Genomic DNA, 19904 nt, shown 5'->3' with positions numbered 1-19904 from the left:
TCGTTCGTACGTCCTGCCCATACGAGCCAGCGCTGCGTCTCGATAGTGTCGGCCGAATGACCGCTGTACTGGCCACCTACCGCACCGTGCTCGCCACGACCGGGCCAGTGCTGCCCGCCGTCTCCTTCCTCGGCCGGCTGCCCACCGCGATGTGCCAGCTCGGCAGCGTCCTGCTGGTCACCGAGACCAGCGGCAGCCTGGCAGCGGCCGGGGTGGCCGGCGGCGCGCTGGCCGCCGGGCAGACCGTGGCGGGGCCGCTCATCGGCCGGCTCGCCGACCGGCACGGCCAGCGCCCGGTGGTCCTGGCGGCCTGCTGGGCCAACGCGCTCGCCGTCACCGCCCTCGTACTCGCCGCGCTGTCCCACATGGCGACGCTCCCGCTGGCCCTTCTGGGACTGCTCGCCGGGCTGACCGTGCCTCAGGTGGGACCGCTCGCCCGGACCCGGCTGGTCGCCCTGGTACGGCGGTCGGGGGCCGACGAGCGCACCGTGAACGCCGCGCTCTCCTGGGAGGGCACGCTGGACGAGGTCTCCTTCGTGCTGGGCCCGGCCCTGGTGGGCGTGGCCGCGGCGGTCGCGCACCCGGCCGTCGCGCTGGCCCTCGCGGCGCTGCTCCTCGCGACGTGCGGCTCGGCGTTCGCGCTGCACCGGACGGCGGGGGTGACGGCGCCGGGCGCGCGGGAAGCGCACGGCCCCACCGCACGCCTTCCCCGGCGGCTCTTCCGGCCCGGGCGACACGCCGAAGCGCGAGAAGCCCGCAGGGCGGCCCGGCGCGACCGCCCCCGCATCCCGGCGGGCGCCCACGCTTTGCGGGCCTCCATGGCCCTCCAGGGCGCCATGTTCGGCGCCTCGCAGGCCGGCATCACCGCGCTCACCGAGCGGCTCGGCGCTCCCGGCCACGCGGGCCTGGTCTACGCGGCGATGGGCGTGATGAGCGCCGTGGCCGGGCTGTCGCTCGTCCTCGTGCCGGCCCGGATCGGCCTGCCCGCCCGCTGGCGGGCCGCCGCGGCGGGCCTGACCGTGCTCTCCGTACCGCTGCTGTTCGTCGGCTCCCTGGGCGCGCTGTACGCGGTGGTCGTGGTGCTCGGCGTGGCCTTCGCGCCGCACCTCATCACGATCTTCGCGCTCACCGAACGGCTGGTGCCCGCCCGCCGGATGGCCGAGTCGATGGCCTTCCTGACCAGCTCGATCGTCGGCGGGCAGGCGCTCGCGCTGGCCCTCTCGGGGCGGCTGGCCGAGTCGTACGGCCCGCCGGCCGCCTTCGCCGTCGCGGTCGCCGCTGCCGTCCTCGTCCTGTGCCTGGCGCTGACCGTCCGCTTCCGCACGCGGCCGGAGAACGCGGACGCGCCGTGCCCGGTCAGGCCGGCCGCTGAAGCACCATCAGGCTCCGCCCCACCAGCGTGAGCGTGTCGCCGGCCCGCACCTTCGGGCCGCCCTCGGCGACCTTCTCAGGGCGCGCGGTGTCCACCACGGCCTGCCACTGCCGTCCGTGGTCCATCGGCACGGTGAACTCCTTCTCCTCGCCGTGCGCGTTGAAGAGCAGCAGGAACGAGTCGTCGGAGATCCGCTCCCCGCGCTTGCCCGGCTCGGAGATCGCGCTCCCGTTGAGGAACACCGTCAGCGACTTGGCGTGCGCGGCCTGCCAGTCCCGCTGCCGCATCTCCTCGCCCTCGGCCGTGAACCACGAGATGTCCGAGAGCTCGTCGTGCGTGCCCTCCATGGGGCGGCCGTGGAAGAAGCGGCGCCGCCGGAACACCGGGTGGTCGCGCCGCAGCCACACCATCTTGCGCACGAACTCCAGCAGCTCCAGCGCCTCCTGGTCCTGGCCGTCCTCGCCCTCCTTGGGCCAGCGCACCCACGCCAGCTCGTTGTCCTGGCAGTAGGCGTTGTTGTTGCCCTGCTGGGTGCGCCCGAACTCGTCGCCGTGGCTGAGCATCGGCACGCCCTGCGAGAGCATCAGGGTGGCGATGAAGTTGCGGATCTGCCGGCTCCGCAGCTCCAGCACCTCCGGGTCGTCCGTCTCGCCCTCGGCGCCGCAGTTCCAGGAGCGGTTGAAGCTCTCGCCGTCCCGGTTGTCCTCGCCGTTGGCCTCGTTGTGCTTCTCGTTGTACGAGACCAGGTCGCGCAGCGTGAAGCCGTCGTGGCAGGTCACGAAGTTGACGGAGGCGAGCGGCCGGCGCCCGTCGCCCTGGTACAGGTCGGACGAGCCGGTCAGCCGGGACCCGAACTCCGCGAGCGTACGGGGCTCGCCGCGCCACAGGTCGCGCACGGTGTCGCGGTACTTGCCGTTCCACTCGGTCCACAGCGGCGGGAAGTTGCCCACCTGATAGCCGCCCTCGCCGACGTCCCACGGCTCGGCGATCAGCTTCACCTGGCTGACCACCGGGTCCTGCTGGACCAGGTCGAAGAAGGACGACAGCCGGTCCACCTCGTGGAACTGGCGGGCCAGCGTGGCCGCGAGGTCGAAGCGGAAGCCGTCCACCCGCATCTCGGTCACCCAGTAGCGCAGCGAGTCCATGATCAGCTGGAGCACGTGCGGGCTGCGCATCAGGAGGCTGTTGCCCGTGCCCGTGGTGTCCATGTAGTACCGCGGGTCGTCGGTCAGCCGGTAGTACGAGACGTTGTCCAGCCCCCTGAAGGACAGCGTCGGCCCCATGTGGTTGCCCTCGGCCGTGTGGTTGTAGACCACGTCGAGGATGACCTCGATGCCCGCCTGGTGCAGCGCGCGCACCGCCGACTTGAACTCCAGTACCTGCTGCCCGCGGTCGCCCCAGGAGGCGTACGCGTTGTGCGGCGCGAAGAAGCCGATCGTGTTGTAGCCCCAGTAGTTCGCCAGTCCCTCGTCCGCCAGTCGGTGGTCATTGACGAACTGGTGTACGGGCATCAGCTCCAGTGCCGTGACCCCGAGCGTCCGCAGGTGATCGATGATCACCGGGTGCGCCAGCGCCGCGTACGTACCGCGCAGCTCCTGCGGGAGCTCCGGGTGCAGCATCGTCAGACCCTTGACGTGTGCCTCGTACATCACGGTCTCGTGGTAGTCCGTACGCGGTGGCCGGTCGTCGCCCCAGTCGAAGTACGGATTGACGACGACCGACGCCATCGTGTGCGGCGCCGAGTCCAGGTCATTGCGGCTCTCCGGCTTGCCGAAGTGGTAGCCGTAGACCGCCTCGTCCCAGTCGATGGTGCCGCTGACCGCCCGGGCGTACGGGTCGAGCAGCAATTTCGCCGAATTGCAGCGGAGACCCTTGGCCGGCTCGTACGGGCCGTGCGCCCGGAAGCCGTACCGCTGCCCCGGCATGATGCCGGGCAGATACGCGTGACGGACGAACGCGTCGGACTCGCGGAGCTCGACCGCCGTTTCCGAACCGTCGTCGTGCAGCAGACACAGCTCGATACGTTGTGCCGCCTCGGAGAACACCGCGAAATTGGTGCCCGCACCGTCGTACGTGGCACCTAGCGGATACGCCTGTCCCGGCCAGACCTGCATGCGTCGACTCTTCCACTTCCTAGAGGGGCGCCGCGACGGACTGACGACCGCGGACCAAACCGGAATTCTTCCCCGATGCGCGACGAACAGTGGGATGTTCGCGAGATCTTCGCCGAAAGGCAGGCAACCTGCCGCGAAACAGGGTCCTCCGACCGGGGGAACGGTCAGGTGTCCGACCGTAGATCACCATGTATGACGACATGGTGTGCTGTAAGGGGCCTCATGGGCGTGTCGCGACTCCTGAGCAATTACTTTCGGCCTCGTTCGCGAGTGTCTCCGGAGCCGCCCGGGACCCCTGACGAGGGGGGTGACGAGGGGAGAGTCCGCCGGGACTCCCGTGCGGCTCCCGGGGACTCCGCTATGACTCCGCTCACGCTCCCCTGTCGTTTCGGGACACAACGGGCACGGCGAATAAGGGGAGTTGGTGGAAGAGTCGGCTCATCGGGCTGCACCCCCTCCCGGACCCGCAGTAGGGTGCCTTGATCGTTGGCACGGAGGTTCGGAAGGCGGTGTACAGGTGAGCTCGGGCGGGTTGGAGTTGCCTCCTGGTGACGATGGTCATGAGGGCGGCTCCATCGACGCACCGCCCGGTGCGGTGTCCCTCGCACGCCCCCTGGAGATCGGGGCGGAACTGGAGTGGGACGCCGATGCCTGGAGCGAGGTCCGCACCCGCGCCAGACGCGCCGGGCGTGCGTACATCTGGCTGAATCTGGTCGAACAACGGCTGCGCGCCGTCGTCGCGGCCGTGCTGCGCCCCATCTACGAGCCGGTGCACGGCGACGAGTGGGTGGTCGCGGCCGCCGGCCCCGCCGGGCAGGAGTGGGTGCACCGCGCGGTCGCCGTACGGGAGGTCAGCCGCCGCAAGGGGTACCTCCTGGACCCCGCCGACGACAACATCCTCAGCTTCCTCACCCTCCCGCAGCTGCGCGAGCTGATGGTCCAGCACTGGCCCTGCTTCGAGCCGTACTTCGACGACCGGCGCGACGTGGAGCTGGGCCTGGACGAGCTGGAGGTGGCCCGCAACATCGTCTCGCGCAACCGCGCGCTGTCCGAGACGGTGCTCGCCCAGGCCGAACGCGCCTCCGCGCGCCTCCTGGAGATACTGGGCTCCGGCATCGGCACCCGTACGGCCGGGCGGCTGCCCATCGACGCCGTCGAGGACCTGGTCGGCGACCGCTACGCCGACGTCGTCGGCGTCCACCCCGACCGGGTCCGCCTGCAGCGCCAGCTGCCCGCCGAGGACCTCTTCGGGGGCGCGCGGCGGCTCGACGCGGTCGGGATCGGGCTGAACCTCCTGGTGCAGAACTACTCGGGCCGCCGGCTGGTCCGGCTCGCCGAGTCCGGCTGCCGGGTACGGCTGCTCTTCCTCAACCCGGCCAGCAGCGCGGTACGCCGCCGCGAGCGGGAGCTGGGCCTGAAGAAGGGCGAGATGAGCCGCTCGATCGAGAGCAACATCATGCACATGCGGCGGGTACGGGCCCGGCTGCGCGACCCGGGCGCGTTCGAGATCCAGGTCTTCGACGAGACGCCGCGCTTCACGGCGTACCTCGTCGACGGGGACGGCCCGGACGGCCTGGCCGTCGTCCAGTCCTACCTGCGCAAGAGCCGGGGCATGGAGGTGCCGGTCCTGGTGCTGCGCGGCGGCGGCCGGGAGGTCGTGCGCCACGAGGACGGCCGGGAGAGCGACCACGGGCTCTTCGAGGTGTACCGCGAGGAATTCGAGAGCGTGTGGACGGACGCGCGGCCGGTGTCGTGAGCCGACGCGTCCGCCCGTGGCGGCGGCCGGGTCAGGGCGTGCCGGTGATGCCTCCGTCGACGCGCAGCTCGATGCCGTTCACGTAGTCGGCGAGGGGGCTCGCGAGGTACAGCACCGCGCCCGCGATGTCCTCCGCGCGCCCCAGCCGGCCGACGGGGTTGGGCGCGTACGAAGCCGCTCCCTCGGCCACGGGCTCGCCGCGCTCCTCGAACATCCGGCGCATCGAGGGCGTTTCGATGACGCCCGGGCTCACGCAGTTCGCCGTGATCCCCGTACCGGCGAGGTGCTGGGCCAGGCTCGTCGTCATGTTCACCACCGCGGCCTTGGCGGCGGAGTACTCGACCATGTTCGGCAGCGGCGTCCGCACCGCCCGGCTGCCGATGTTGATCACCCGGCCCCAGCCGTGCGCGCGGAGCGACGGAAGCAGCGCCTGCGTCACCCGCGCCGCCGAGAACACGTTCCCCTCGAACGCCAGCCGCCAGTCCGCCGGCCGTACGCCGTCCCAGTCGTGCTCGGCGAACGGCCCGGCGTTGTTGACCAGGATGTGCACCCCGAAGTCCCGCGCCGCGGCGGCCACCCGCTCCGCGCCGTCCGGCTCGCCGAGGTCGCCGAGCACCACGTCGGCGCGGACGCCGCGCTCCGCGGCGCGGCGCGCGACCTCCTCGGCGGCTGCCGCGTTCCGCCCGTGCACCAGCACGTCGCAGCCCTCGTCCGCCAGCAGCGCGGCGACCGCCGCGCCGATCCCGCCACTGCTCCCTGTCACCAGCGCCGCCCGCCCGGCCAGTTGAAGATCCATGCCGGCCACCCTACGGGCGCGTTCCCGGGGCCGGGGCAGGATCCGGCGGCGTTGTCAGTGGTGCGTGGGAGAGTAAAGGCACACGAGATCGCGGACGAGTGAGGCCGGCGGATCGCGCGGGCCGCTGGGCCGCGGTCGCGTGCGACACGGGGGACGCACCACTGAAGGAGGCCGCATGAGCTGGCACAAGGAACCGCTGGTCGGCTTCGACCTGGAGACCACGGGCACCGACGTCGAGACCGACCGGGTCGTCACCGCGGCCGTCATCCGGCTCGACGCGGCGGGGCGGGCGACACCCGCGCTGAGCTGGGTCCTCGACCCGGGCGTGCCGATACCGACCGAAGCGGCGGCCATCCACGGCTTTTCGACCGACGTCGTGCGGCTGAGCGGCCGCCCGGCGGCGGAGGGCCTGGCGGAGATCACGGATGCGCTGGAAGCGGCGCTGCGCACGGGGATCCCGCTGGTGGTCATGAACGCCCGGTACGACCTCTCGCTGCTGGACCGCGAGTGCCGCCGGCACGGCATACCGCCGCTCTCCGACCGGCTCGGCACGGACCCGGCACCGGTCGTCGACCCGCTCGTCCTCGACAAGCACCTCGACACGTACCGGAAGGGCAAGCGCACCCTCCAGGCGCTGTGCGCGCACTACGGCGTGGCGCTGGACGCGGCGCACGAAGCGGGCGCGGACGCCGTGGCCGCGGTCGAAGTGGCCCGCCGCATAGGCGCGAAGCACCCGGAGGTGGCCGGCCTGACGCTGCCCGCCCTGCACGCCCTGCAGCGCAAGGCGGCCGCCGACCAGGCCGCCTCCTTCCAGCGCTACTTGCGCCGCACGGCCGACCCCGCGGCCCGGGTGGAGCCGGCCTGGCCGCTGATACCGGCTCGGGTGACACCGCACGGGTGACAGCGCACGGGGGACACCGCACGAGTAACACCGTGCGGATGACAGACGGGTGACACCTGGGCGTGGCACCGCGCGGGGAAGAGCGGGCGGGGGAGCGGCGTCGGCGGTGGGTCAGCGGTGGGTCAGCGATCGGTCAGCGGTCGGTCAGCGGTGGCTCAGTACGTTGACCACCCGGCCGTTGGGGTCGCGGACGAAGAAGCGGCGTACGCCCCACTCCTCGTCCTGCAGCGGGTGGACGATCTCCGCGCCGCTCTCCCGCAGCGCGGCGTGGACCGCGTCCACGTCGTCCACCTCCACGCTCAGGTCGGGGACGACCGGGGCCGTCTTGTCGCCGGACATGACGCTGATCTGTGCGGTCGGGGTGGAGGGGGAGGCGAATGTCGCGATCCAGCCGAGGTTCATGACCTCTTCGAAGCCCAGGAGGCCGTAGAAATCCCGGCTCTCCTGCGCGGCCTCCGACTGGATGATGGGCATCACACGGCGAACTGCCATGACGACTCCGGGTTCCGAGTTCGAGTTCTGGCCGACACAGGCTCTCAGGGACGCGGCGTCTGCTCTACCGGTACGAGGGTGAGGTAGGCGATGCCGAGGAGGCCGCGGTAGCCGGTCAGCCAGGAGGCGCGGTGGGCGTCGGCCCGCTCGCGGGTCTCGGGAGCGAGCGGGTGGTCGGGGTGGGCGGCCAGCCACTCCTCGACGTCGCAGCGGTAGCCGGACTCGAACGCCTCCCACTCGTCGCCGTTCGCCGTCTCCACCCAGGCCGGGCGGAAGCCCTCCTCGACGGCGAGGTCGACGAGTCCGGCCAGGCTCAGGTGGTCCTCGGCGGTGGCGCCGGGCCACATCCGGGCCAGTTCGGACGCGGCCGGCGGGCGCTGCCAGAAGCCTTCGCCGTACAGCACGCGGCCGCCGGGGGCGACGAGGCGGCGCAGCTCGCGCAGTACGGTGCGGAAGTTGGCCGGGGACTCGGGGGCGGCCACGGCGTGGCCGGAGCCGAGGCAGAGCACGAGGTCGGCGGGGCCGCGTGCGGTGCCGTGCCCGGACTCCTCGGCGAACTCCACCCGGCCGGTGAGCCCGCGGGCCGCGGCGTTGGCCCGGCCCCTGGCCAGGTCGTCGGCGTTGAGGTCGATGCCGAGCCCGGTGGCGCCGGGCGTCGCGTCGAGCACCCGCAGCATGAACTCGCCCCAGCCGCAGCCGAGGTCGAGCACGGTGGCCGGGCGCGCGGCGGCGAGCCGTCGCACCATGCGCGCCGCCCGCTCCTCGGACAGCGGCCCGTGGAAGGCGAGCCGGGTCAGCCGCGGGGGCCCGTCACCGGCCGGGCCGGTGGAGGACGGGGCGGCGCTCGTGGCGGTCGCAGCGGGCGCGGCGTCCGGGCCGCGGTCCGGCGGCGGCACGTCCGCGAGAGGGGGAGGCGCGGGAGGTGTGGTGTCCGGCATGGGGCGGGACGTTAGCCCGCGGGAGGCCACGAGCGGTACCGAATATCGCCGCGCCCGCGCACAACAGCCCGACCGGCCCGGCAGACAGGTCGGCTGCGCCTCAGAACAGATACCACCGCACCGCCGCGTCCCCCTCCCGCAAGGAGGCGATCCGGCGGCGGAATTCCTTCAGCGCCGCGGGGTTGCCCGGGGCGTGCTGGGAGACCCAGGCACAGCTCGCCGTCTCGCGCGACCCGCGCAGTACGGCACAGCCCTCCCAGTCCCGTACATCCCAGCCGTAGGCCCGTACGAAGGTGTCGTACGCCTCGGCGCCCAGGCCGTACCGGTCGCGGCTGAGCGCCATCACCACCAGGTCGTGCTCGCGCAGGTCGCGCGAGAAGGTCTCCAGGTCGACCAGGACCGGGCCGTCCGGGCCGACATGGACGTTCCGCGGGATGGCGTCGCCGTGGATGGGGCCGCGCGGCAGGTGCGGCTCCAGGGCCGAGGCCGCCGCGGCGAACGCGTCCCGGCGGCCGCGCAGATACTCCGCGTCCTCCCGCGACACCGCGTCCCCCGCCAGCCGCAGCCAGCGCTCCACGCCGCCCAGCAGCTCCCGCCGGGGCAGCGCGAACGGCGGCTCGGGCAGCGCGTGCACCCGCCGGAGCAGCTCGGCGAGGTCGGCGGGCCCCGCAGGCCGCACCGCCTCCGGCAGCCGCTCCCAGAACGTCACGGGATGGCCGTCCACCAGCCGCGCCGCCGGCTCCGCCGCGCGCACCGCCGGTACGCCCGTCTCCGCCAGCCAGCCGGCCACCCGCAGCTCCCGCTCGGCCCGCTCCAGCAGCTCGGCGCTGCGGCCCACGCGGATCACGGGGCCCGCGTCGCCGAGCGCGAACACCGCGTTCTCGCCGAGCGCGAGCAGCTTCGCGTCGGCCGCGGCGTCCGGCCGTCCGGCCGCGGCCAGGACGTCCCGTGCGCGCGCTTCCGTGAAGGGCGTGCCCGTCGTGGCATCCGCTCCGCCACTCGCCTCGGTCATGCTGCTGCCTCCTGCGCTCCGTGATCACTCAGGTACTTCGCGATCACCCACAGTCTCTCAGGCGGGTCTGACAACCGGCCCGCACCGGCCCCGCACCCGAACCCGCACCGGTCGCGAACCCGAATCAGCCCCGAACCCGCACCCGCACCGGCCCCGCGCCCGAACCGGCCCCGCGCCCCGCGTCCGTACAACCGGGGCCGCACAAGCCCCGCGCAGTGTCTTGACGCCGTCCCCAGGCGTCACGACGATGACGACGGCTGTCCGCGCGTACGGGCGCGCGCGGCCGTTCCGTACCGGATGTACCGGACCAGCCGGACGCATCGGACCGAGCCGCGCCAAGGAGCCACTGCCGTGACCCTCATGACCGCGGCGAAGCGGTCAGCAGGCCCCCGGGCCGGTGCCGGACCGCGCCGCGACCACGGCGTGTGGTTCCTCGTGCTGCCTGCGCTGATACCGATCCTCGTGCTGAGCGTCGGCCCGCTTCTCTACGGTGTCGCGCTGGCCTTCACCGACGCGCAGTCCGGGCGTACCGAGCCCACCCAGTGGGTGGGGCTGCTCAACTTCGCCGACCTGTTCCGGGACACGCTCTTCTGGGACTCCTTCCGCATCGGGCTGGTCTGGGCGCTGGGCGTCACCGTCCCGCAGTTCTTCCTGGCGCTCGGCCTCGCCCTGCTGCTCAACGAGAAGCTGCGGCTGCGCTGGCTGGCCCGGGCGCTGGCCATCGTGCCGTGGGCGATGCCCGAGGTCGTGGTCGGCATCATGTGGCGGCTCGTGTACCACCCGGACGCGGGCGTGCTCAATGAGACGCTGCGCGGCCTCGGGCTCGGCGCGGGCCGCGACTGGCTGAGCGGCCTGGCGACCGCGCTGCCCGCCGTCATCGTCGTCGGCATCTGGTCGGGCCTGCCGCAGACCACCGTGCCGCTGCTGGCCGGCCTGCAGAACGTGCCGCGCGAGCTGCACGAGGCGGCGGCCATGGACGGCGCGGGCGCCTGGCGGCGGTTCCGCACGGTCACCTGGCCCGCGCTGCGCCCGGTGGCGCTGGCGATCAGCGCGCTCAACTTCATCTGGAACTTCAACTCCTTCGCGCTGGTCTTCGTGCTGACGGACGGCGGCCCCGGAGGGCGCACGCGGCTGCCGATGCTCTTCGCGTACGAGGAGGCGTTCCGGTACGGGCAGTTCGGCTACGCGGCGGCGATGGGGCTCGCGATGGTCGCCGTCGTCGCGGTCCTGCTGGCCGTCTACCTGGCCGGACGGCTCAAGGGCGAGGAGGACGGCCGATGACGGTCAGCCGCACCCCCGCCCGAGGGAGCCGCGCTCCCGCCCGGGGGAGCCGCACTCCCGCCCGAGGGAGCCGCACCCCCGTCAGAGGGAGCCGCAGCGGGAGCCGCGGTCCCGCCCCCGCCCGCCGCGGCCGCAGGGCCGCGGCCCGGGCCGGCCAGTACCTCGCCCTCCTCTGCTACCTGCTCTTCCTGCTGCTGCCGTTCCTGTGGCTGGTGTCCACCGCCTTCAAACCCCCGCGCGAGCTGGCCAGCATCGACCCGACCTGGGTGCCGCACGACCCGACGCTCGCCAACTTCCGTGCCGCGTTCGACGAGCAGCCGCTGCTGCGCTCGGCCGCCAACAGCCTGCTCGCGGCGGCCGGGGCGGCGCTGCTGGCCGTCGTGGTGGCCACCCCGATGGCGTACGTGCTCGCGCGCTTCCGTACGCGGCTGGCGCGGGCCGCGACCGGGTGGGTGGTGGTCAGCCAGGCGTTCCCCCTGGTGCTGGTGATCATCCCGCTGTTCCTGCTCCTGAAGGCGCTCCATCTGGTGAACTCGCTCGGCGGGCTCACCCTCGTGTACGTCGTGTGGTCGCTGCCGTTCGCGCTGTGGATGCTCACCGGGTACGTACGGGCGGTGCCGGCCGAGCTGGAGGAGGCGGCGGCCGTGGACGGCGCGGGCCGGGTCCGCACGCTGGTCTCCGTGACCGCGCCGCTGCTCGTGCCCGGGATCGTCGCCACCGGGCTGTTCGCCTTCATCACCGCCTGGAACGAGTTCTTCTTCGCGCTCGTCCTGCTCAAGTCGCCGGAGAAACAGACGATGCCGGTCGTCCTCACGCACTTCCTCGGGGCTGAGGGCGCCGCCGATCTCGGCCCGCTCGCCGCCGCCGCGCTGCTCGCCACGGTGCCGAGCCTGCTCCTCTTCGCCGTCATCCAGCGCCGTATCACGGGCGGCATGCTGGCCGGGGCGGTGAAGAGCTGATGCCCGAGCCCGCCCGCGCACCGATGCCTGACCCCGCCCGCGCTCCAATGCGCCGCCGTACGTTCCTGGGCGCCGCGGCCGCTCCCGTACTCGCGGCCGCCCCCGTACTCGCCGGCTGCTCCGGCGGCTCCAGGGAGTCCGGCTCCCGCCGCCCCCTGCGCTTCCAGTCGCTGGCCTGGCAGGCGGAGTCCGTACGGGCCAACAAGGCGCTGGTCGCCGAGTGGAACCGGCAGCACCCCCGCACCCCCGTCGAGTACGTGCAGGGCGCCTGGCCCACCGTCCACGACCAGCTGCTGACCGCCTTCGAGGGCGGCGAGGCGCCGGACATCATCCACGACGCCTCCGACGACCTGGCCGACTTCGCGTACGGCGGCTACCTCGCCGACCTCACCGGACTGCTGCCGGACCGGCTCGCCGCCGACATCCCGCGGCACAGCCTGCGGACCGGCACCTTCCAAGGGCGCCTCTACGGGGTGCCGTTCCTCCAGGAGCCGCGTGTCCTGATCGCCAACCGGAAGCTGCTGCGCGCCGCCCCCGGGGTGCGCGTGCCCACACCGGGCCGCCCCTGGAGCTGGGCCGAGTTCCGGGCTGCGGCCAAGAAGCTGACCAGGGACCGAGGCGGGGACGGGCACCAGTACGGCGTCGCCTGGCCCCTGAAGGAGCCCGTCTCCGCGACCCTGAACCTCGCGCTGTCGACCGGCGGCCGGCTCTTCCACCGCCGCGCCGACGGCCGTGCCGAGGTCCGCTTCGACGCGGCCGACCAGGTCGTGCCGCGGACGGTCCACGGCCAGGTGCACGCCGACGGCAGCGCGGCCCGCACCACGCTCGGCATGGGCGGCTCGGACACGCTCCCCGGGTTCTTCGCCGGGCGGTACGCGATGGTGCCGCTCGGGTTCTCGTACCGGCAGCAGATCGTTCAACAAGCCCCCAAGGGCTTCGAGTGGACGGTGCTCCCGGCGCCCACGGGGAGCGCGCACGCCCAGGGAGTGAGCCCGCAGACGCTCTCGATCGCCGCCGACTGCCCGCGCAAGAAGGAGGCGATGGCGTTCCTCGCCTTCTTGCTGCGCCCGGAGAACATGGTGCGGCTGGCGCTCGGCGACTGGATGCTGCCCACGGGCACCGCCGCGCTCCGCGATCACCGGCTCGGACAGCGCAAGTACGGCTGGGCCACGGGCACGGCGCTGGCCGGCACGCTCCGGGCCGCGCCCGCGCAGTCCGTACGCGGCTATCCGGAGTGGAAGGACAAGATCGCCACACCCGGGCTGCAGGAGTACTACAGCGGCGCGATCGGCCTGGAAGAGCTGCGCGGCCGGCTGGTCGGCGACGGCAATCTCGTCCTCGCTCGCTACCAGCGCTGAGCGCCACCGGCCAGCAGAGCCGAGCGCCACCCGCCACCAGGCGCCCCGTTGCCAGTCCCACTCGGGCTCCATTACCGGACCCGCCCGGAATCCCCTTCAGAAGGGCATTTGTTGCCCCATATTGCTGAAATGTAACGGGAGTTGAGGCAACCAGAGTCAACTCAGGTGCTCAATTTGACCGAGTGTGACGGGATTTGCATTTTTCCAAGATTGTTGCCTATGTCACACCCGTGGGGGAGCCTTGAATTGGACGCGTCAATCAGTCAGGGTTTCGAGCCAGCCCGCCGCAGATTTTCTCGTGCGGCCGGGTCACAACGCAACGCTTTCCCCCCACACCATCAAACGAGGAGAACCCTCGCTATGGCTCACAAGCGTTCTCAAAAGAAGCGGCTGATCACCGGCATAACCGCCGTCGTCGCCGCGACCGGTATCGCGGCCATCACCGCGGTCACCGCCGACGCCAGCCCCGCCGAGGGCAAGATCTACGGCGCGAGCGCCAAGTCCGCCGTCAGCGGCAGCTACATCGTCATGCTCAAGGACCAGGCCCGTACGGCCGAGAACAAGGACCTCGCGGCGGAGTACGGCGGCAAGGTCAAGCGCTCCTACAGCGCCGCCCTGGAGGGCTTCTCCGCCACCGGGCTGAGCGAGACCGAGGCCAAGCGGCTCGCCGCCGACCCGGCCGTCGACAAGGTCGTCCAGAACAAGAAGTTCTCCATCGACGCGACCCAGGACAACCCCCCGTCGTGGGGCCTGGACCGCATCGACCAGGAGGACACCGCGGGCGACAAGAAGTACGCCTACCCGGACAGCGCGGGTGAGGGCGTCACCGCGTACGTCATCGACACCGGTGTCCGCACCACGCACAAGGACTTCGAGGGCCGCGCGTCCTCCGGCTTCGACGCTGTCGACAACGACGACAGCGCCGACGACGGCAACGGCCACGGCACGCACGTCGCGGGCACCATCGCCGGTGCCGCGCACGGCGTCGCCAAGAAGGCCAAGATCGTGGCCGTCCGCGTGCTGGACGACCAGGGCTCCGGCACCACCGAGCAGGTCGTGGCCGGCATCGACTGGGTGACCAAGAACCACAAGGGCCCCTCGGTCGCCAACATGTCCCTCGGCGGCGGCGCGGACGAGGCGCTCGACGCGGCCGTGCAGAAGGCCATCGACGCCGGTGTCACCTTCGGCGTCGCGGCGGGCAACGAGTCCACCGACGCGGGCCAGGGCTCGCCGTCCCGCGTCAAGGACGCCATCACGGTGGCGGCCAGCGACAAGGACGACAAGCAGGCCGACTACTCCAACTTCGGCAGCGTCGTCGACATCTACGCCCCCGGTACGGACATCACCTCGGACTGGAACGAGGGCGATGACGCGACCAACACCATCTCGGGCACCTCGATGGCCACCCCGCACGTCGTGGGCGCCGCCGCGGTCTACCTGGCGGGCCACCAGGACGCCAAGCCCGCCGATGTCACCACGGCGCTGACCGAGGGCGCCACCCCGGACAAGATCTCCAACCCGGGTGAGGGCACGCCGAACAAGCTGCTGAAGATCGTCGAGTAAGCCCTCAGCACATCGAGTAAGTCGAGTTAAGCAGCCCTCGACACCCGTCCGGTACCGGAAGCCGGGCGCAGCTGCCGGCCGTCGCGCTCGCCCCCACGGGGCGCGGCGGCCGGCGGCGTCGAGCGGGAAAGGCGGAGTGCGTAGCATGGCGGGTGTGGCGCACACGGTGGGTATCAAGGATGTCGCACGCCGGGCCGGCGTCTCCATCGGCACGGTCTCCAATGTGATCAACCGTCCCGACATGGTCGCGAAGGAGACCCGCGAGCGGGTGCAGGCGGCCATCACCGCGCTGGGTTACGTCCGCAGCGAGTCGGCGCGCCAGCTGCGCGCGGGCCGCAGCCGGATCATCGCGCTGCTCGTGCTCGACATGGGCAACCCCTTCTTCGTCGACGTCGCGGCGGGCGCGGAGCGCGCCGCGCGCAAGGAGGGGCTGGGCGTGATGCTCTGCAACAGCGCCCAGAGCCCGGCCGAGGAGGCGGAGTACCTCTCCCTCTTCGCCGAGCAGCAGGTGCGCGGCGTGCTGATCACGCCGGCCGACCTGACCGGCGGCACCCTCGCGCGCTTCCGGCCGCGCAATATCCCGCTCGTCTTCGTCGACCGGGTCCTCGGCAGCGCGGAGGGCTGCTCGGTCTCGGTGGACGACGTGGCCGGCGGCGCGCTGGCCGCCCGGCACCTCGTCGAGCAGGGCCACGAGGGGCTGGTCTACGTCAGCGGGCCGATGTTCCTGACCCAGTGTCAGGACCGGCGGACGGGGGCGCTGCAGGCGCTGCGGGAGAGCGGCCTCCCGGAGTCGGCGCTGCGGCACATCGAGGCGGAGCGGATGGACGTCGCGGCGGGCCGGGACGCGGGCGCCCGGCTGCTGGGCATGTCGCCCCGGCCGACCGCGGTGTTCTGCGCCAACGACCTGCTCGCGCTCGGCGTCTTCCAGGCGCTCTACGGCGCCGGGCTGGCGGTCCCCGACGACATCGCCCTGGTGGGGTACGACGACATCGAGTTCGCCGCGGCCGCCGCCGTGCCGCTCACCTCCGTACGGCAGCCCGCCCGGCTCATGGGGCGGACGGCGGCCGAGATGCTGATCGAGGAGACCGGCGACCGGGCGGCGGACCACGAGCACCGGCAGGTCGTGCTCGCGCCGGAGCTGGTGGTCCGCGCGTCCACGCTGGCCGCCCGCGGCTGACCGAGGAGGCGGGATGAGCACCGAAGCGTGGATCGTCGTGGTGGTCGCGGGGGTGCTCGTCCTGGCGACGGTCGTCCTCGCCGTCCGCCTCCTGGTGCGGCTGGTCCGCGCCCGCGGGCTGCTGCGCGACGCCGGCGTCCCCGTGCAGAACAAGGCGGTGTTCTGGGGCGCGGTCCTCTACCTCGTCTCGCCGGTCGACCTGCTGCCGGACCCCGTGTACCTCGACGACATCGGCATCCTGCTGCTGGCGCTGCGCTCTCTGCACGCGGCGGCCGCGTCCGCGGGGCTGCGCACCCGCCGCGACTGACGCCCGGCCGCACCCGGCCGCGGCAGCCCCGCCCGGCTGCCGCGGCCGGACCGCTCAGCGCACCGTGTCCGCGACCGGCACCCCGAAGTCCGGCGTGCCGTCGGCGTGCCAGCCCAGGGCCTGGACGCGGGTGTGCCGGTTGGGGTCGTTCAGCGGGTCGCCGGTGATGTCCTTGTACTGCCGCGCGTGGTAGACGAGGACGTCGGTGCGGCCGTCCTCGGCGACCGTGAAGCTGTTGTGCCCCGGGCCGTACTGGCCGGTGGTCTCGTTGCTGGTGAAGACCGGTACGGGCGACTTGGTCCAGGAGGCCGGGTCCAGCAGGTCGGCGCGCGCGTCCGCGGTGAGCAGCCCCATGCAGTAGTTGCTGTCGGTGGCGCTGGCGGAGTACGTCAGGAAGACCCGGCCGTTGCGGATGAGGACCGAGGGCCCTTCGTTGACCTTGAAGCCGCGGGTCTCCCAGTCCAGCGTGGGCGAGGAGAGCCGCACCGGCGGGCCGCCGAGCGTCCAGGGGTTGGCCAGCGGGGCGATGTAGAGGTTGGAGTTGTTCACGATGCCCGGCTCCTGCTGGGCCCAGATCAGATACCGCCGGCCGCGGTGGGTGAAGGTGGAGGCGTCCAGCGAGAAGGTGTCCCAGGCGGTGGCGATCCGCCCCTTCTCGGTCCACGTCCCCTTGAAGGGGTCGGGGTGGGAGTTCTCCAGGACGTACATCCGGATCTTCCAGATGTCGTCGGACCGGCCGGCCGCGAAGTAGAGGTACCAGCGGCCGTCGATGTGGTGGATCTCCGGCGCCCAGATGTGCGCTGCCATCTCGCCGGTGGTGTGCTTGCGCCACAGCACGGCCTCGCGCGCGTTGCTCAGGCCGGCCAGCGTACGGGAGCGGCGCAGCACGATGCGGTCGTACTCGGGGACGGTCGCGGTGAAGTAGTAGAAGCCGTCGGTGTGGCGGTGGATGTGCGGGTCGGCGTGCTGCCTGACCAGCGGGTTCGGGTACGTCGCCGCGGGCCGGTGACGGCCGGCGGGCGCGGCGTGCGCCGCCGTGGCCGGCAGTCCGGCGGCCGCGGTCACGGCCAGCGTGCCCAGCAGCACGCCTCTGCGGCTCGGTTCAGTACGCGATTTTTCGGTACGGGACATCGGTGCTCCTTCGTGGCGGGTGGGCGGATCAGCCGGCCTTCTTGATCCGCAGGAACGTGACCGAGTGGGCGGGGAAGGTGTGCGTGAACTGGCGGCCGATGCCGCGCAGGGCCGACTGCCGGGGCGCGACCGGCTGCGCGTCGGCGGTGTTCACCGCGTCCGGGTCGCCCTGGAGCGTGGTCAGCCGGGCGGTCGAGGCGACCTCGGTGCCGAGGTCGATCCGGGTCCGGGCGGCGGCGTCCTGCGCGTTGACGACCTTCACGATCAGCTCGCCGGTCTTCTCGTCCTCGGTCACGACCTGGCGGAAGGGCTCGGCCTTGGCGTCGTCGGTGAAGCCGCCCCACTTCTTGCCGTCGAGGTACAGCGTCACCTGCCGTCCGCGGACCTGGACCTTGAGGTCGTAGCTCCGGCCGGTCTCGATCTTCGTGCCGTCCTCGGTCCCGGCCAGCGTCTGCTTGGCACCGCCGACCGTCTTCTCCACGGCCGAGCGGGTGTTGCCCCAGCCGCCGAGGTTCCACCAGTAGTGGTTGCCGGTGTCCTGGACCCCGAAGGCGACGAGGAAGCCCTCCTTGCCGGCCTTCTTGGTGGCCTTCACGTGCAGGTCGTAGTTCTGCCAGCCGGGGTCGCCCGCGGTGACGAGGGTGTTCTCGGCCGCGGTGTCGGATTGCACGTACGCGCCGTCCTCGACCTGCCACGTGCCGCGCCCGGCGGCCCTGGTCCACTCGCCGTCGCCGCCGGAGAAGTCGTCGCTGAGGAGCGTCTTCCCGTCCGCGCCGGTGACGGTCACGTCGTCGTACGCGGCACTGGTCGCCCAGGTGGACAGGCCGACGGCGCCGGTGATGGGCGCGGTGGTGGCCGGGGTGCCGGAGGCGGTGCTCGGGACGACCCGGTCGCCCGCGTTGTTCATGAACAGCTTCTGGACCTCGTAGTTCGCCGAGCCCCAGGACCGCTGCCCGTCGAACCAGATCATGTCGGGGCGCCACTGCACCGAGTCGGTGCGTGCGAGCAGCGGGGCGTACGAGGCGAGCTTGACCACGTCGGCGTTGCGTTCCAGCCCTGTCATGAACGCGGCCTCGGACAGCGCGTTGCGGAAGCGGTTGTCCTGGGAGGCGTACTCACCCAGGAACACCTTCGGGCCCTTGCGGTCGTAGGAGTCGTAGCGCGCGTTGTTTTCCAGAAACCACTGCGGGCTGTTGTAGTAGTGCTCGTCGACCATGCCGACCTTGGCGTCGCGGTTGAGCTGCCAGGCCCGGTCGAAGGTGGTGCCGCTGTCGTCGGGCCCTGAATTGCTGATGACGGTGATGTCCGGGTACTTCGCCTCGATGGCGGCGCGGAACTCCTTGAAGCGGGCGAAGAACGCGTCGGGGAGGTTCTCCTCGTTGCCCACCTCCAGGTGGGTGAGGTGGAAGGGCTTCGGGTGGCCCATCGCGGCCCGCTTCCTGCCCCACTCCGAGGTCACCGGGCCGTTGGCGAACTCGATCAGGTCCAGGGTGTCCTGGACGTGCCGCTTCAGCAGCGCCGGATCGTCCGTCACCTTGTTCTCGCCGCACCCGGTGACCAGCGCGGGGACCACCGGCAGCGGCATCGCGCCGAGGTCCTCGGCGAACTGGAAGTACTCGTAGTAGCCGAGGCCGTAGGACTGGTTGTAGCCCCAGAAGTTGGCGTTGGTGGCGCGCTGCTCGACGGGGCCGATGGTGTCCTTCCACTGGTACGAGCGCTTGCGCTGGTAACCGGACGACTCGTCGTACCCCTGGTGGCTGCCGGTGTTGACCAGGCAGCCGCCGGGGAAGCGGACGAAGCCCGGACGCAGCGCGGCGATCTTCTCTGCGAGGTCCTTGCGCAGGCCGTTCGCGCGGCCCTTGTAGGTGTCGCGGGGAAAGAGGGAGATCATGTCGAGCGCGACGGGGGCACCGGACGCGACGGTGAGCCGGCCGGTGGCGGAGGTCCGGGTCGCGGTGAAGGACGCCGTGTACTTCGTCCAGCCGCCGCGCGCGGTGACCTTGCGGGCGCGCGTCAGCTCGCCGTCGGCGTCCTGGAGGGTGATGGTGAGGGCAGTGGCGCGCTCGGTGCGGGCCCAGAGCGAGAAGTCGTACCGCTCGCCCTTCCGTACCGCGATGCCGGTGCCGTATCCGGCGTTGGTGACGGACGAACCGCCGCCCAGGGAGAGGTAATTGCGGTTGCGCGCGTTCAGCCGGCCGTCGTCGTTCACCACCTTCGCGGAACCGGTCGTGTCCCACGAGGTCAGCGGCGTATAGGAGGCGTTGTCGGCGCGGTCGTACTCGAACGAGCGGTTCTGGACGAGCTCCGCGTACAGACCGCCGTCCGCCGCCCGGTTGATGTCCTCGAAGAAGACGCCGTACATGGTGGGGTCGATGGCCGGGCCCTGGCGGGCGGGATCGACGTCCAGGGTGTAGTCGGTGACGTCCGCCGCCGCCGGGGGAGCGGCGAGGGCGGGCACCGCGAGGGCGAGGGTCAGCGCTCCGGTGAGGAGGGTGAGCCGGCCGCGTCTTCGCGGCCGGGGCGGTGCGGCGGGTGCCGTGGTGGGCATGGTGCGCTCCTGACAAGCTGTTCGAAATGTCGGACAGTGCACGGGATATCGCCCGGTGAGAATGGCGTCCGCTCCGCCGCGCCGTCAACACCCCTGCGAATCCAGGGATTCCGTGCGAGGACCGTTGACACCGCTCCCTTCGTGGCATTACCTATCTCGCAGCATTTCGAACGTGTGACGAAATTTCGAACGCGAAGCA

At 72.2% G+C, this 19904-nt stretch carries 16 protein-coding genes; 9 read left to right on the top strand and 7 right to left on the bottom strand.

Annotation, left to right across the window (positions count from 1 at the left end):
- The first annotated feature begins 56 nt into the window (after window positions 1-56).
- The gene (locus ACIGXO_RS06470; RefSeq protein WP_399781149.1) at window positions 57-1403 is read left to right on the top strand and encodes an MFS transporter; all 1347 of its coding nucleotides are present in this window, start codon (window positions 57-59) and stop codon (window positions 1401-1403) included.
- Here the strand turns inward: ACIGXO_RS06470 and glgX are convergent.
- Complete coding sequence (gene glgX, locus ACIGXO_RS06465; RefSeq protein ID WP_399781146.1) at window positions 1357-3486, bottom strand: glycogen debranching protein GlgX; 2130 nt, start codon at window positions 3484-3486, stop codon at window positions 1357-1359. The two genes, ACIGXO_RS06470 and glgX, sit on opposite strands and share 47 nt — an antisense overlap.
- A gap of 517 nt (window positions 3487-4003) precedes the next feature.
- Here glgX and ACIGXO_RS06460 point away from each other — a divergent pair.
- Entirely contained in the window at window positions 4004-5242 is a 1239-nt protein-coding gene (locus ACIGXO_RS06460; RefSeq protein WP_399781143.1) for an SAV2148 family HEPN domain-containing protein, read from the top strand.
- Window positions 5243-5273: 31 nt separating this feature from the next.
- Here the strand turns inward: ACIGXO_RS06460 and ACIGXO_RS06455 are convergent, their stop codons facing one another.
- Window positions 5274-6038 (bottom strand): SDR family NAD(P)-dependent oxidoreductase, encoded by a 765-nt coding sequence (locus tag ACIGXO_RS06455; RefSeq protein ID WP_399781140.1) that lies wholly within the window; start codon window positions 6036-6038, stop codon window positions 5274-5276.
- A 175-nt stretch (window positions 6039-6213) separates the two neighbouring features.
- Here ACIGXO_RS06455 and ACIGXO_RS06450 point away from each other — a divergent pair, with 175 nt between their 5' ends.
- A complete protein-coding gene (locus tag ACIGXO_RS06450) occupies window positions 6214-6939 on the top strand; it encodes a 3'-5' exonuclease (RefSeq protein WP_399781137.1) in 726 nt (241 codons plus the stop codon).
- Window positions 6940-7083: 144 nt separating this feature from the next.
- Here ACIGXO_RS06450 and ACIGXO_RS06445 read toward each other — a convergent pair whose 3' ends face one another.
- The 3 genes from ACIGXO_RS06445 to ACIGXO_RS06435 form a co-directional block, all read right to left on the bottom strand.
- Window positions 7084-7431, bottom strand: coding sequence for a VOC family protein (locus tag ACIGXO_RS06445; RefSeq protein ID WP_399781134.1), 348 nt, complete (start codon window positions 7429-7431; stop codon window positions 7084-7086).
- Window positions 7432-7475: 44 nt separating this feature from the next.
- Window positions 7476-8369: an SAM-dependent methyltransferase gene (locus tag ACIGXO_RS06440; protein ID WP_399781130.1), complete on the bottom strand. Its 894-nt coding sequence runs from the start codon at window positions 8367-8369 to the stop codon at window positions 7476-7478.
- 100 nt (window positions 8370-8469) lie between these two features.
- A complete protein-coding gene (locus tag ACIGXO_RS06435; protein WP_399781127.1) occupies window positions 8470-9381 on the bottom strand; it encodes an aminoglycoside phosphotransferase family protein in 912 nt (303 codons plus the stop codon).
- 351 nt (window positions 9382-9732) lie between these two features.
- Between ACIGXO_RS06435 and ACIGXO_RS06430 the strand changes: the two genes are divergently transcribed.
- The 6 genes from ACIGXO_RS06430 to ACIGXO_RS06405 all read left to right on the top strand — a co-directional run bounded on the left by ACIGXO_RS06430 (window position 9733) and on the right by ACIGXO_RS06405 (window position 16026).
- Window positions 9733-10662, top strand: a complete 930-nt coding sequence (locus ACIGXO_RS06430; protein WP_399781125.1) for a carbohydrate ABC transporter permease — start codon at window positions 9733-9735, stop codon at window positions 10660-10662.
- Window positions 10659-11621, top strand: a complete 963-nt coding sequence (locus ACIGXO_RS06425) for a carbohydrate ABC transporter permease (RefSeq protein WP_399781122.1) — start codon at window positions 10659-10661, stop codon at window positions 11619-11621. Before ACIGXO_RS06430 ends, ACIGXO_RS06425 begins: the two co-directional genes overlap by 4 nt.
- Window positions 11622-11668: 47 nt before the next feature.
- On the top strand, window positions 11669-12979 hold the full coding sequence (locus ACIGXO_RS06420) for an ABC transporter substrate-binding protein (RefSeq protein ID WP_399781119.1): 1311 nt from the start codon (window positions 11669-11671) through the stop codon (window positions 12977-12979).
- A gap of 360 nt (window positions 12980-13339) precedes the next feature.
- Entirely contained in the window at window positions 13340-14542 is a 1203-nt protein-coding gene (locus tag ACIGXO_RS06415; RefSeq protein WP_399781116.1) for a S8 family peptidase, read from the top strand.
- 154 nt (window positions 14543-14696) lie between these two features.
- On the top strand, window positions 14697-15719 hold the full coding sequence (locus ACIGXO_RS06410; protein WP_399781114.1) for a LacI family DNA-binding transcriptional regulator: 1023 nt from the start codon (window positions 14697-14699) through the stop codon (window positions 15717-15719).
- A 13-nt stretch (window positions 15720-15732) separates the two neighbouring features.
- Window positions 15733-16026, top strand: coding sequence for a YkvA family protein (locus ACIGXO_RS06405; protein WP_399781111.1), 294 nt, complete (start codon window positions 15733-15735; stop codon window positions 16024-16026).
- A 54-nt stretch (window positions 16027-16080) separates the two neighbouring features.
- On the opposite strand, the gene ACIGXO_RS06400 is transcribed toward ACIGXO_RS06405, so the two are convergent.
- Together ACIGXO_RS06400 and ACIGXO_RS06395 are read right to left on the bottom strand one after the other, a co-directional pair.
- The gene (locus ACIGXO_RS06400) at window positions 16081-17157 is read right to left on the bottom strand and encodes a family 43 glycosylhydrolase (protein ID WP_399781108.1); all 1077 of its coding nucleotides are present in this window, start codon (window positions 17155-17157) and stop codon (window positions 16081-16083) included.
- 28 nt (window positions 17158-17185) lie between these two features.
- Entirely contained in the window at window positions 17186-19705 is a 2520-nt protein-coding gene (locus ACIGXO_RS06395) for an alpha-L-arabinofuranosidase C-terminal domain-containing protein (protein WP_399781105.1), read from the bottom strand.
- Between the last annotated feature and the right edge of the window lie 199 nt (window positions 19706-19904).

Origin of the sequence: Streptomyces sp. NPDC053542 (assembly GCF_044544685.1) — a bacterium.
Classification (GTDB): Bacteria; Actinomycetota; Actinomycetes; order Streptomycetales; family Streptomycetaceae; genus Streptomyces.
The sequence above is the reverse complement of the archived record's forward strand: the minus strand, read 5'-3'. Positions and strand labels throughout refer to the sequence as shown.

Coding starts and splice junctions, on each gene's coding strand:
- ACIGXO_RS06400 (WP_399781108.1), bottom strand. CDS start 17,157: ATGTCCCGTACCGAAAAATCGCGTACTGAACCGAGCCGCAGAGGCGTG.
- ACIGXO_RS06470 (WP_399781149.1), top strand. CDS start 57: ATGACCGCTGTACTGGCCACCTACCGCACCGTGCTCGCCACGACCGGG.
- ACIGXO_RS06425 (WP_399781122.1), top strand. CDS start 10,659: ATGACGGTCAGCCGCACCCCCGCCCGAGGGAGCCGCGCTCCCGCCCGG.
- ACIGXO_RS06435 (WP_399781127.1), bottom strand. CDS start 9,381: ATGACCGAGGCGAGTGGCGGAGCGGATGCCACGACGGGCACGCCCTTC.
- ACIGXO_RS06450 (WP_399781137.1), top strand. CDS start 6,214: ATGAGCTGGCACAAGGAACCGCTGGTCGGCTTCGACCTGGAGACCACG.
- ACIGXO_RS06445 (WP_399781134.1), bottom strand. CDS start 7,431: ATGGCAGTTCGCCGTGTGATGCCCATCATCCAGTCGGAGGCCGCGCAG.
- ACIGXO_RS06415 (WP_399781116.1), top strand. CDS start 13,340: ATGGCTCACAAGCGTTCTCAAAAGAAGCGGCTGATCACCGGCATAACC.
- glgX (WP_399781146.1), bottom strand. CDS start 3,486: ATGCAGGTCTGGCCGGGACAGGCGTATCCGCTAGGTGCCACGTACGAC.
- ACIGXO_RS06405 (WP_399781111.1), top strand. CDS start 15,733: ATGAGCACCGAAGCGTGGATCGTCGTGGTGGTCGCGGGGGTGCTCGTC.
- ACIGXO_RS06395 (WP_399781105.1), bottom strand. CDS start 19,705: ATGCCCACCACGGCACCCGCCGCACCGCCCCGGCCGCGAAGACGCGGC.
- ACIGXO_RS06455 (WP_399781140.1), bottom strand. CDS start 6,038: ATGGATCTTCAACTGGCCGGGCGGGCGGCGCTGGTGACAGGGAGCAGT.
- ACIGXO_RS06420 (WP_399781119.1), top strand. CDS start 11,669: ATGCGCCGCCGTACGTTCCTGGGCGCCGCGGCCGCTCCCGTACTCGCG.
- ACIGXO_RS06440 (WP_399781130.1), bottom strand. CDS start 8,369: ATGCCGGACACCACACCTCCCGCGCCTCCCCCTCTCGCGGACGTGCCG.